This window comes from Fastidiosipila sanguinis, from assembly GCF_002998295.1.
GTDB classification, from domain to species: domain Bacteria; phylum Bacillota; class Clostridia; order Saccharofermentanales; family Fastidiosipilaceae; genus Fastidiosipila; species Fastidiosipila sanguinis.
This window is the reverse complement of record NZ_CP027226.1, coordinates 1,550,037-1,562,880: the sequence shown is the minus strand read 5'-3', so window position 1 is coordinate 1,562,880 and position 12,844 is coordinate 1,550,037. Positions and strand designations below refer to the sequence as shown.

Below are 12,844 nucleotides of genomic sequence, written 5' to 3'. Positions count from 1 at the left end.
GCTAGCAGATATTGCTGGCCTTCTTTTTTGCAAAAATAAAAGGTTGAAAAAGCCTGCTTCTAAGCTTGTAAACAAATTTTCAAAGTGCTAATATTTAGTGAACCGTAAAGGCAGTAAGAATATTAAAAAGAAAGGCGATATTATGCTAGATAAAGAATTAATCAAAAAATATCAAGATAAATATGCAAATGATCCAAGCAATAAAGCTGTAGAGAATGCAATTGCAAAGAATGGTATCAACGCATCAAGTTTAGATAATACAGCAAAGAGAAAACACAATTTTGTTTTTAGTGATGTCACTAAGAGAGGTAACATTACCAACCAAAAGAGCTCAGGACGTTGCTGGATGTTTGCAAACCTAAACACAGCTCGTATAAATGTAATGGAGAAGTTGAATATTAAGAATTTCGAATTCTCACAAACATATACTTTCTTCTGGGACAAACTAGAGAAATCTAATTTCTTCTTAGAGTCAATTATTGAAACAGCTGACGAACCTTTGAACTCAAGAGTAGTCTGGCACTTATTGCAAACACCTCAAGAAGATGGTGGACAATATGACATGTTTGTCGGTATCTTGAAGAAATATGGTTCAGTACCAAAAGAATGTATGCCTGAAACTTACCACTCAGAGAACACATACGTATTGGAGACAGTTCTAAATAACAAATTGAGAGAATTTGCTTCAGTATTGAGAAAAATGCACGCTGAAGGTAAATCAGACGAAGAGCAAAGAGCGAAAAAAGACGAGCAATTGTACTTTGTCTACAATCTATTAGTTAAGACATTAGGTGAAGCTCCAAGAACATTCAACTATAGCTATAGAGACAAAGACGATAAATTCCACAGATTGACAAACCAAAACCCAGTAGAGTTCTTCGAGACTTACAGTGGTTTAAATCTAGATTCAATGGTCAATATCATCAATGCTCCAACAGCAGACAAACCATACGAGAAAACTTATACAGTTAAGTTGCTAGGCTCTGTAAAAGAAGCTCCAGTTATTAAATATGTAAACCTACCAGTTGAAGATTTGAAAGCAAGTGCAATTAAATCTATCCAAGCAGGTGTACCAGTATGGTTCGGTTGTGATGTAGGCAAATTCAGTGATAGTAAATTAGGTATCATGGACGACAAATTGTTCGACTATGCAGCAACACTTGGCGAAGGCGAAAACCTTACAAAAGCAGAGCGCCTAGACTATGGTGATAGTTTACTAACTCACGCAATGGTTCTCACAGGTGTTGATTTGGATGAAAACGGAAACGTAATTAAATGGCAAGTTGAAAACTCATGGGGTAAAGACGCAGGTGACGAAGGTATCTTCTCAATGTCAGACTCATGGTTTGATGAGTACACATATCAAGTTACTGTCGACCGTAAATTTGTTGATGAGAAAATTCTAGACATTTATGACAACTGTGAAATTACAGAACTTGAGCCATGGGATCCAATGGGTTCATTGGCAATGTAGTTAAACTTTTGATTACATAAAATTAAAAAATATAAGTTAGTATAATAGACTGCCCTCACAAGTTGGGTCCATTGCAGGTCCAGTTGGAGAGACAGTCTATTTTTATTATCTTTTGGTGCCTGTTTCTATCTGAATTTTTTGTTGTATATGCCCCAAAGGTATCTAAATAAGCTAATAATGAAGTAATAAATTAGGATATTAGCTGCTAAAGGAGCAATTGTCATGCTTGGTATATGTATATCACCTGCATTTATGTGCGTTTCAAAAAAGATTGTAGGAAATCCAAAGGCAAAATCTTTCCCAGTGCTATAAAATGCTGGTATAAATTGAGCGAACAGACTCATAAAAAATGTGCAAGCAATTGCATATAAAATATCAATTTTTCGATTTTCTTTCTTGAACATGGTTTTGACCTCTTATGAATGTAAGTATTATGAATTGATTTATTACCTTATAATGAATGATTCATTTTAGCATAAATCACCTGTTATATGGTATTCGTCAGATTAACATTATTCGAACGGTGGAATCTAGTTGGTTCACACGCAGTGTAGTTTGTAGTGTAAATTGAAACTTAATGAAGAAAAGTAAAAAGCTTTGCAAATTGCCTATGAAAAGAAAATCAAAAAAGTTGCCTTTACTGATTATAGATTATTGCAAAGCTTTTATTTAAATTTGTAATCCTAACAAGTTAATTAATTCTGTGAAAATAAGACGAATTGATCTCCATTTATTGTCTGATGATAACTAAGTGAATTAAAGAAGAAGTATTTTACATCCTGATACTTAGTAGAGACGGAATGACCGTGTGATCTATTTCTAGCACCATGTACTCTAAGGTTTATTAATGTGGTACTAAACCAATTATTTGATGATGTACTTCGATGATATCAACTATATTTGTATTAACTGTTTCTGTCCAGGTTGTGGCAGATACAGCATGATCGGTTGTGTCATTCTGTCCGTTGACAATTCCTACAGTTTTACTATCAGCAGAAATAACTTTGAAAGTTAGCAAAATTACCAATAAAAATGTAAAAATAGCAAAAGAAAATTTATTTAATGGCTTTATTCTCATTAATTTTTACCTCCCCTTAATTAAATCTTAATTAAATAATAGCCTACAAAACATAAAAACACAAGAGCAATTACTTGAAAAATTGTGCAAAATGCTTAAAATGATAAATATTAGGATACGTTAAACAATCATTAATATTAATTTTTATTTTAAGGAGCTACTCGTGGGTAAAATAAACTTAAACAGAATAATAGCTTTAGTTTTATTGCTTACACTTTTGGTGTCTTGTAATAATAATAGGTATGAGAACAGGGATAATTCAAAAAAATCCAATCAATCAGATTGTCAAATTCAGTTTATGCAAATGGGGCAAAATCCAACCATTGCGGAGGGGACTAATGCTTTTTACCACATATCAGGAAAATTTCTTTATTCAATATCAAAAAAAGACGGAAAAGTTAGAGTTTTGGATAATAATCCTGACACTTTAGATGATAGAGAAGAGAATTTAGAACTAAGAAAATTGAGTAATGCTTATTTTGAATTTCCAGTTTCAGTGCAATACATCGATGGCAAGCTTTATGTTGTAAGTAAAGAAGCAAAAAACCTTGAGAATGGTATAGAATCCGAGGGAAATATTTACGAGAATATAGTATATGAAGTAGATACTTCTGGTTCAGGGCGTAAAGTTATTTTTAAAAGTGAAAAAGATGTAAATGCCATTATTTTGCATAGAGGCTATTTATACTTTTCAACAAGTGATTTTTATGATATCAAGCTTGCTTTAATTGAGGGGAAAAAGACGGATTATAAGGAACTAGGCTACAGACTGCAAAGATTGCCTTTGCATAACTTGTCTGCCAAGCCCGAGACTATTTATGAAAGGACAAATAAGTTAGGCTATATTAATCAAATGTTGCCAATAGGCGATATTATGTATTTTATGGAAGCAAATACAGCAATTGATTCTAAGAAAATTCAGGAAGAAGAGAAGAAATTTAATAAAGGTTACATTCTAGATTATAAACTTAATTTTCAAAGTTTAAATTTAATTAGTAAAACAAATAAAGTACTAAATACAGATGATAGTAATCTTTCATGGCCAATGCCAAGTTCTGAGAAGGAACTTCTTTACACCAAAAATTATGGAAAATTGGGAATGGATGAAATAAGGGAAATAATTGAGAAAGGTAAGAAATTTCCTGAAGTTGAGCGAAAACTTATTTCAACAGATTATGAAACTAATAAAATTAAGGAGATTGATTTTCATCTTCCAGCAGAAGATTCTGGTTTAATTTTTGGATATGGAGATTATTTCTGCGTTGATAATGTTATGACTTCTAAGATGTTGAAAAAATCTAGAACGCTTAAATTCTTTAATAAGAATGCAGAACTTGTCGAGGAAATAGAAATGTTTGCTAGAGCAGGTTTGGTTTTAGGTATGGACAAGAATTACCTATATATTAATGTGCTCAAGTTAGAAGATGAAGAACTGAACGGAATTTATAGGCTTAATTTAGAGAATGTAGGCAAAGGTAAATTAAGCTGGGAAAAATTCTTTACGTATCAACCAGAAGTTAATGCAAATAAAAAATAAGCTGAAAATTAAATAATTCTCAGCTTAGAAATTTTAGTATTTTGAACGAACTTTTAACTATTTCACCTTAATAAAAATAGCGTATAAACTTACGTGGAAATCTTCTGGATCAAGATAGCTAACGTAAATTGTGTCTTTGTCCTCATTTGCGTAGATCAGTGTACCAAGAGGCATGTTACGAGCTGTTAGGTCATCTTCTTTTGCTAAGTCTTCATCACTAGTTTCATTAGCTACTGTTTTTTCGACTTTTGCATCAAGAGCTAAACCTTTATCCTTTGGTATCTCTGTAAGTTTCTCTTCCTCATTTTCTATTTCTTGCATTTCGTAGACAGCGCCATTGTATTTAATTAATGGCTTAACACTGCTATTTTCATCTGTGCTAGTTTCAACTTTAGTAGTCTCATCAGCATTACTAGAATCTGTTTTTGATTCTCCTTGTGAATTACATGCTGAAAGCAATAGTGCTGAAGCTAAGATTACTGCAAATAATTTTTTTGACATTATCGTTTCTCCCTTCGAATATCACTAAAGCAGAAAGTATAATATTTTTCATTTCTTAAATCAAATTAAAAATACTTTCAACCATAAAAAGGTAAACAAAGGCTTAACTTTTACCGTGATTATGCACAAAGAATTAATATAAATATAGTTAAATTGTTGGAAGAATATACAGTATAATTAAATGCAGAATCAAATTGCAAGAGTAGCAATTATTAAAATATTAAATTTTAGAGGAGGTAAGAGCTATGCAAAAACATGAAGCAAAAGATATTAGAAATATCGCCGTTCTAGGGCATAGCGGCTCTGGTAAGACCTCATTTTGTGAGGCAGTTTTATTTAGAGGCGGAGTGACAAAGAGAGTGGGCTCAGTAACAGAGGGTAACACAGTTATGGATTACAGCCCAGAAGAGAAGAAACGTCAAATTAGTATTAACATGGGCGTTTCCAGTGTTGAGTGGCAAGGTGCAAAAGTTAACTTAATCGATACTCCAGGTGATTTTGACTTTATGGGAGAAGTTAACCAAGCTTTAAGAGTTGCCGATTCCGCAATCGTAGTTTTGAGTGGTAAAAGTGGTGTCACAGTTGGTGCAGAGAAATCCTTTAGATTCTTGAAACGTGAGAACATTCCTTATGCAATCTTTATTAACAAGATGGATGACGAAGTCGCTGATTTTAATAAAGTATTGGTAGAAATAAGAGAAGAGATCGGACGTAGTGCTACAGTCATGATGTTGCCATTCAAGAGTGGTAATAGCTACGATAGTTATGTAGATATTTTAGCCCAAAAAGCTTATACATATAACAATCCAAGTGGTGAGCGTGAAGAAATTGAAATACCTGAGGATTTAGTTGACGATGTAGAATTACAAAGAGCAGTTTTAATCGAGCAAGTTGCTGAAAGTTCAGAAGAATTATTAGAGAAATACTTCATGGAAGAACCTTTCACAGAGGAAGAGATTAAACAAGGTCTAAGAGATCGTATTTCTACAGGTAAATTAATCCCAATTTGGGCAGGATCAGCATTGGCCTTGCAAGGAATTAGATTCTCAATGAATAGAATCGTACAAAATATGCCTAGTCCAGTAGATATGCCTATTGAACCAGCAATTAAATCAGATGGTACAGCTCTAGAGCTTAAGACTGATCCTAATGGACCATTGGCAGCTTTGGTATTCAAGACATATACAGACCCTTACGTTGGTAAAATTTCTTTATTCAGAGTATATTCAGGAACCATTAAGCCTGGTCAAGATCTTTGGAATGCAAAACAAGAAGCGTCAGAGAGAGTTTCTGGTGTATTTACTCCAAATGGTTCACAACAGGTCAGCGCAAACGAAATTACTGCAGGTGATATAGGTTTAATGACCAAATTAGATAATACTTTCACCGGTGATACATTGAGCACAAAAGACCAAAGTCTTGTATTACCACGTATTATCTTACCAGCATCACCACTACGTATGGCTATTTATCCAATCAATAAAGGTGAAGAAGATAAGATCGCACTAGGTATTTCTAGAATTCAAGAAGAAGATCCAACTATTAAATTAGAGATGGATAATGAGACAGGCGAAATGATTGTCTCTGGTTTAGGTGAATTACAACTTAACGTATTAATAGCTAAACTACTAAACAACTTCAAGGTAGAAGCTAGACTAGAAAGCCCACGTGTTGCTTATAGAGAGAAATTACAAGCTCCTGTCAAAGTACAAGGTAAATATAAGAAACAATCTGGTGGACACGGTCAATATGGTGATGTTTGGATAGAGTTCTCACCTCACGAAGAGACAGACTTGATATTCGAAGAAGATATCTTCGGTGGTGCTGTTCCAAAATCCTACTTCCCAGCAGTTGAGAAAGGTCTACGTGAAGCTATTGAAGAAGGTCCATTGGCAGGTTACCCAGTTGTTGGATTGAAAGCGGTCCTAGTGGATGGTTCTTACCACGATGTTGACTCTTCCGAACTAGCATTCTCCATGGCAGCTAAGTTGGCATACAAGGCAGCAATGGAGCAAGGTGGAGCCTACTTACTCGAACCTGTATACAATGTTGAAGTTCACGTTCCTGAGAATGACTTGGGAGATATTATGAGTGATATCAGCAAACGTACAGGTAGAATTAATGGTATCGACCAAAAAGCTGGTATGAGTATCGTTTCTGCATTGATCCCTCTAGGAGCAATGGATAGATATGCTACAGACCTACGTGCTATGACTCAAGGTAGAGGTTGGTACAGCATGGAATTTAGTAGTTATGAGAGAGTACCTCATGAATTCCAAGAAAAATTAATTGCTAAGTACCAAGAAAGCAAAGATAACTAGATATTCGTTCATTACATATGAGAAACGCCCTGCCTCTCGATGAGAGTGACGGGGCGTTTTTCTGTTTTGGTGTAAACTTTTAACAGATGTAAGCGAAATGGCAGGACAAAAGGGGGAAAGAATGGAAAATATTGTAATTAAAGAAGGCATAATACCAGAAATTGAGAGTGTTCTAAATTTATATAATGACGTTTCGTGGAGTGCCTATACTTCTAATCCAGAGCAATTAAAAAATGCCATAAAAAATTCCTTGAAGGTCTGGACTGCTTGGGATGATGATTTATTAATTGGTCTAATTAGAGTCGTTGGTGATGGCTATACTATCATTTATATTCAAGATATTTTAGTCCTAGAAGCATATCAAGGACGAGGCTTAGGCAGTCAGTTGCTAAAAATAGTTCTAGAAGAGTATAAAGATGTTCGCCAAATTATCTTACTAACTGATGATAGTGAAAAAACAATAAGGTTTTATGAAAAGAATGGACTCACACCGGTAGGAAAATATAATAGCGTAGCTTTCATGAAGTAAGTATTACGTTAGTGCATATATTTTTTATGATATGAGCTTAGATTAACAATAAGGCAAATAAATAAAGCTCAAAGAAAAATGCTAATATAGTATGTATTAATAACTATCTGAAAAAATTATATAGAACTGTCTAGGAGAAATTTATGCGTAATAAAATTTATTCTTTATCGAGAAAAGCTGAAGTCTTGAAAATGAGTCCAGAGCAGTTGCAGGAACTTAATCAAGCTGGCCTAGAGTATATGTGGGAAGCTATGATAAATGGGAATACAGATTTACATACACATAGTAATGTATCCGATGGTAAGGACTCACCGGCACAACTAGTGCAAGAGGTAATTAAACGTGACCTAGATACATTCTCCTTGACCGACCACGATACTATAGAAGGTTTCAAGATTATCAGCATTCTTTATGACAAATTAAACCTAGTTGGGATGGATTTACCTGATTTCATTCCTGGATTAGAGATGAATGCGGAGTTCGAGGGACAAGATATTCAGATCCTCGCATATTTCCCTTTTGGAACATTTTATTTAATGGAAGATAGCGTGAAAGAGAGGCAAGCCCGTCGTAATGAGCGTAATGCTAAGATTATGCAAAAGATCGATGAAAGTGGCTTAATAATTTCTGCAGATGAGTTAAAAAATATGGGCGGAGGCGTTATTGGTAGAGTTCACATTGCTAACTTAATAATGCGCAAAGGCTACGTTGACTCAATAAACGAGGCATTCAGATTATATTTAGATAAAGGTCAAGCTTTTTACGTTGAAAAAGAGTTAATTTCTATAGAAGAGACACTAAAATCAATAAGAGATGCAGGTGGTATTCCTGTACTTTCCCATCCCGCAAGATATGAGAACTGGTTGCACGGTGATAATGTGATAAGCAAAGATGAATTATTTGCCAAAGTCGAGCGACTCAAGAATATGGGATTACAAGGAATTGAAGTAATGCATCTTGCGACTAGTTTTGCCGATTCTCGTGAATTTGCTCATATAGGCACTGAATTGGGATTGTTACCAATAGCTGGATCTGATTATCACGGTAGTCATAAAGCTAACGTGCCATTGAGAACACAGAAAGATGATCCACGCAAGTTTTTGAGCTTGTTCTACAAAGAGTTCAGAGTATCACGTTTGTAATTTTTGAAAAGGTGAAAGATATTTTATGAAAAAAATAGCAGTAATAACAGGAGCGTCTTCTGGACTAGGAATGGAGTTTGCTAAGCAGTTAGACAAACTAAGTGAAGTAGACGAAATTTGGTTGATTGCTAGACGAGAAGAGAGACTTAGAGATTTAGCAAGTAAATTACGAACTGCATCCGTAGTTATATCAGCAGATTTGAGCCAAGAAGATTGGGAAAGTGACTTTGTCCAAAGATTAGAGCACGCTGCTAATGCTGACAATGCTAAAATTGAGTATTTGATTAATTCCGCAGGTTTGGGTATTAATGAGAAATTTATGGATACGAGTTTAGCAGCTAATACTAATATGCTGGATGTAAATATGCGTAGTTTAACTAGAATCTGTTATTTAGCAATTCCCTTCATGAACAAAGGTGGGAAAATCTTAAATATTGCTTCAGTAGCAGCGTTTATGCCACAACATAAATTTAGTGTATATGCCGCAAGTAAGGCATATGTGCTGAACTTCTCTAGAGCTTTAAATAGTGAGTTAGAAGATATTACAGTTATTGCAGTTTGCCCTAACCCTATGGAGACTGAGTTTTTTGCTAAAGGTGAAGTACCAAAAGGTTTCAAGAAAATTGGTGTAGAAAAAGTCGAGAAGGTTGCTAGAAAGGCATTGAGAAGAGCGAAGCGTGGCAAGGACATATCTTTGCAAAGTTTCCCAGCTCATGTGGTGCGTTTTATCTCCAGGATTCTGCCACATAATTTCGTGCTTTGGTTCGAAAGAAAAAGTGATCTTTAAGAAATCACGTCGGCATATCTAATGTCGAGCAAACGCAAAAGTTAAGATATTTTATAAATGCGTAAGTTATTTTGTTCAGGAAAGTAAGCTGCTTCAGGGAACCATTGTGCCAGCTGATCTTCGTTAATAAACACATCTTCATAATTACGCCAGAAGTCATCTATCATGAGGTAATTGATATTGTTCTTTTGTAGATAATCTTTAGTTTTTTGGTAATCATTTAATTCCGCAAGCAAGATTCTTCTTATCTCTTGTTCTCTTGTTTCTATATCGTAACCTGCTGATTGTGCGTAATAAGGCCAGCCGAAGTAGGACATTCTACCGGTGGCAAAGTAGGAGTGATAGTGCCAAGGTGGAGTCAAGTTAATTGAATTTGGCTCAGTGTGCTGGTACATCCACTGGCTAAAGTTATCAGCAGTTTGTATTTCGACCCTGTTGAGAGAAGCATTTTTGTATACGGAGAAGTCAATTATGCCGCTAAAAGTCATAATAAAAATCCCAACGATGCAGGCTGTTTTGCAAAGGTAATTTATAAGTTTCGTTGTCCTAGCTGATTTTGTAGATGCTTTTTTATAAATCTTGCCTTGATTCTCAGCTGTTTTTGACCTCGCATAAGTCCATAAGTTAACCATAAAATGACTAATAAAAGGTATAAATAAAATTTGAGTGAAGCTAAAAAACTTATGATTTACCGTTGTATCTGGAGTTAGTGAGATGGTAAAAGCAAAAATAACAGGAAGTAAAAGTGAAGCACTTACAATTTTCAGGCTTTTCTCTTTAAGTAAAAATGGTGTAAGCACAATAATAAATAAAGATATTCCGTAGAGAATTAGTAGGAACTGAGTGATACTTATTATATTAGGATTATCGGTGATATAGCCAAAGTGGAAGATGTTTTTGAACATAGAGCCGCTGTTGCCAGGTTTTGTGAAAATCTTCAACATGACGAGAGATCCCAAAACATTTGTAATTCCAAAAGTGAGATACTGTGCTTTTGATTTTGAGAATAGAGCCCAGACTATAAGTATTAGATTCAAACTTATTAAAACAGATCCATGCCAATATGCCATTGGTAAACCCAGGAAACTTAGGCCAATAATTTCTTGCCAGGTAACTTTAGACTTATGTTTTAAACTAGGGTAGAAACTTATAAGTACCCAAACGGCAATACTAAGCACAAATAATAGGTGACGTTGATTAGCGTAGACGTTAAGGTTATATAGACCCCAGTCATCGTGTTGTAAAGGACCTGAATACGAACTAGAGCTCCAAAGATTTTTGAAAGCTAGCCATAAATTATTGCTTTCTCTGAGCTCAGCAAAAAATACGGAAAATCCACTAAATGAGCTTCTAAAGCAGAAGAATATTAAACTCAAGAATCCAGCACTAAGTTTGCGAGTCAACAATATGCTTATGTAGAATAAGCTTTGCATAAAGGCTAGTATTCCCAAAATGGAAGGCAAATTAATGGCCCAATCTAAGCGTAAGCCTAATGCATTCAATAATCCACAAAGATAGTAAAAGAAAAAGTGGTAATTCATACCGGCTCCAGCAAAATGTGGATAAGAGCTAGGAATATTGCCAAAGGCAAAGTTTCTAACATTAGCCGTGTGAGGAGCGAGGTCGCTAAATACAGTAGCTCCAGCTGCTAAAGTTGAACCATTAAGTTGAAATGATCTTTGAGTAAGGAAGATTCCCCAAAATATACTGATGACTTGCAAACATAGAATTGCAATAAACTTTGGGTTTCGACTAAATGAGGATGGACTATCTTTGCTTAGAGGCTGCTCTATCTTTTCAGCTGCAGTTCTTTTGACATTTTTAAAATATCTTCTAAGACTAGTTAATAGAAGCAAGAACAAAGAATTAATTATTATTAAACTAGGAACATTTGGAACTGTATTGGAAATTTTTACAATAAATAAGTGTATAAAGTAGTTAAATGTCGAACTCAAATAAAGACCAATAATTAAATCGATTGGCCAATATATTAGGAATTTTAATAAATAGCTACTGAGTTTAGCGTGTTCAAATTGCATATCTGTATCAGTTGTTAGATCAATCCGTTCATCCGAGCTACCACTAGTAATCAGTAGAACTTTATATAGCCTAACTAGATTAAAGTTATGTCGAAAGTTTTGGCCTATAAAGTAGGCTACGACAAGATACAGAATTACAAGCATATTTTTACCTATAGTTTATCGGCAGATTTATATCCAGAGTTACTAAAATTTTCAAAATTACTAGAATTTACACTTTCATTGCAGACAGCATCATATTTCTCATCTTCTGCAATAAGATATGTAGTGTTCAACTCTTCCATGGTAATGTAGCGAGGTCTGCCTTTTACCTCATCATAAATTTTAGCAATATAAGTACTGATCAAACCCAATGACATCATCACAGCACCACCAATAATTAATAAAAGCAAAATAACAGTAGTAAACCCATCAGCTGCGTCACCTGTAAAGAAGCGAACTAGGGTTATAACGCCGATTACAACTGCCAAGGTCATAAAGAGAACACCCATCCAGGTTATAAGTGATAGGAGCACAGTTGAAAAAGAAGTAACAGCATTTATTGCCAATCTCCAAAGTTTAGACCAGGTCCACTTGCTTTCTCCATGCATTCTTTCTTCAACAGCGAACTCAAATTCAGTTCGATTGAACCCTAGCCAAGAACTTAATCCACGGAAAAAAGTATTGTGCTCATCAAGTTTATTCCAGGCATCAACGACTTTCCTGTCCAAGAGTTTGAAATCTGAAGCATTATTAAGATCAACACCACTTACTTTCTGGAAGCTCTTATAGAAACTATTAGCGAAGAAATTTTTAACTTTGCTTTCGTTTCCACGAGAAGATTTAACACCTTCAACTACATCATATCCAGATTGCCATAGTCTTACCATCTCTGGGATATATTGAGGAGGATGTTGCAGATCACCGTCCATTAGAATAACGGCATCTCCTAGAGCATTTTCTAGACCTGCACATATAGCTGCTTCTTTACCGAAGTTTCTACTAAAACGTAAGGCATGGATTCTAGGATCTGCTTGAGCAGCTTGAGAAATTATCTCCCAGGTTTTGTCCTTGGAGCCATCATCAATTACTAATATCTCGAAGACACAATCTAATGATTCCATGATTGGTATAACAGTATTTAACGTAACTTTCACCTGTTCTTCTTCGTTGTAAAAAGGTATAAGCAATGATAATTTCATTTAAAAACTCCTCAACACTCCAATAAATTGCTATATTGCGATATACGATATAAATAGTAACTCTATAGAATGTTTGCTCTTTTGTTATTACTCATTTTAAACATAATTACATTTAAATACTAGATTAATATCAGAAACCCAAAATACTCCATTAAGACTAGACTTTATAGAACAAATTTTAACTGAACAGCTTTCACCTTAAGAAAATATAATATTTATCTAACAAAGATTTAACAATGCTTATCTATTCTGAAA

The 12,844-nt window shown here is 34.6% G+C and carries 11 protein-coding genes; 6 read left to right on the top strand and 5 right to left on the bottom strand.

All coding sequences use genetic code 11. The features are described 5' to 3' along the window. Nucleotides 1–142: 142 nt before the first annotated feature. Nucleotides 143–1,474 carry a C1 family peptidase gene (locus tag C5Q98_RS06835; RefSeq protein WP_106012889.1) on the top strand — a complete coding sequence of 444 codons (1,332 nt, stop codon included), beginning with the start codon at nucleotides 143–145 and terminating at the stop codon, nucleotides 1,472–1,474. A gap of 125 nt (nucleotides 1,475–1,599) precedes the next feature. Here C5Q98_RS06835 and C5Q98_RS06830 read toward each other — a convergent pair whose 3' ends face one another. Further along, nucleotides 1,600–1,878: a hypothetical protein gene (locus C5Q98_RS06830; protein ID WP_106012888.1), complete on the bottom strand. Its 279-nt coding sequence runs from the start codon at nucleotides 1,876–1,878 to the stop codon at nucleotides 1,600–1,602. A gap of 440 nt (nucleotides 1,879–2,318) precedes the next feature. Then, a complete protein-coding gene (locus tag C5Q98_RS06825) occupies nucleotides 2,319–2,552 on the bottom strand; it encodes a hypothetical protein (protein WP_106012887.1) in 234 nt (77 codons plus the stop codon). A gap of 163 nt (nucleotides 2,553–2,715) precedes the next feature. Between C5Q98_RS06825 and C5Q98_RS06820 the strand changes: the two genes are divergently transcribed. Next, nucleotides 2,716–4,089 carry a hypothetical protein gene (locus C5Q98_RS06820; protein ID WP_106012886.1) on the top strand — a complete coding sequence of 458 codons (1,374 nt, stop codon included), beginning with the start codon at nucleotides 2,716–2,718 and terminating at the stop codon, nucleotides 4,087–4,089. Between the two features lie 57 nt (nucleotides 4,090–4,146). Here the strand turns inward: C5Q98_RS06820 and C5Q98_RS06815 are convergent, their stop codons facing one another. After that, nucleotides 4,147–4,590, bottom strand: coding sequence for a hypothetical protein (locus C5Q98_RS06815; RefSeq protein WP_106012885.1), 444 nt, complete (start codon nucleotides 4,588–4,590; stop codon nucleotides 4,147–4,149). 245 nt (nucleotides 4,591–4,835) lie between these two features. Here C5Q98_RS06815 and C5Q98_RS06810 point away from each other — a divergent pair, with 245 nt between their 5' ends. The 4 genes from C5Q98_RS06810 to C5Q98_RS06795 all read left to right on the top strand — a co-directional run bounded on the left by C5Q98_RS06810 (nucleotide 4,836) and on the right by C5Q98_RS06795 (nucleotide 9,369). After that, on the top strand, nucleotides 4,836–6,911 hold the full coding sequence (locus tag C5Q98_RS06810; protein WP_106012884.1) for an elongation factor G: 2,076 nt from the start codon (nucleotides 4,836–4,838) through the stop codon (nucleotides 6,909–6,911). A gap of 121 nt (nucleotides 6,912–7,032) precedes the next feature. Next, entirely contained in the window at nucleotides 7,033–7,440 is a 408-nt protein-coding gene (locus C5Q98_RS06805) for a GNAT family N-acetyltransferase (RefSeq protein ID WP_106012883.1), read from the top strand. Between the two features lie 143 nt (nucleotides 7,441–7,583). Next, nucleotides 7,584–8,582: a PHP domain-containing protein gene (locus tag C5Q98_RS06800; protein WP_106012882.1), complete on the top strand. Its 999-nt coding sequence runs from the start codon at nucleotides 7,584–7,586 to the stop codon at nucleotides 8,580–8,582. Between the two features lie 25 nt (nucleotides 8,583–8,607). Beyond that, nucleotides 8,608–9,369 carry an SDR family NAD(P)-dependent oxidoreductase gene (locus C5Q98_RS06795; RefSeq protein WP_106012881.1) on the top strand — a complete coding sequence of 254 codons (762 nt, stop codon included), beginning with the start codon at nucleotides 8,608–8,610 and terminating at the stop codon, nucleotides 9,367–9,369. A 41-nt stretch (nucleotides 9,370–9,410) separates the two neighbouring features. Here C5Q98_RS06795 and C5Q98_RS06790 read toward each other — a convergent pair whose 3' ends face one another. Together C5Q98_RS06790 and C5Q98_RS06785 are read right to left on the bottom strand one after the other, a co-directional pair. Next, nucleotides 9,411–11,552: a hypothetical protein gene (locus C5Q98_RS06790; RefSeq protein ID WP_106012880.1), complete on the bottom strand. Its 2,142-nt coding sequence runs from the start codon at nucleotides 11,550–11,552 to the stop codon at nucleotides 9,411–9,413. Nucleotides 11,553–11,560: 8 nt separating this feature from the next. After that, complete coding sequence (locus tag C5Q98_RS06785; RefSeq protein WP_106012879.1) at nucleotides 11,561–12,589, bottom strand: glycosyltransferase family 2 protein; 1,029 nt, start codon at nucleotides 12,587–12,589, stop codon at nucleotides 11,561–11,563. Nucleotides 12,590–12,844: the final 255 nt, after the last annotated feature.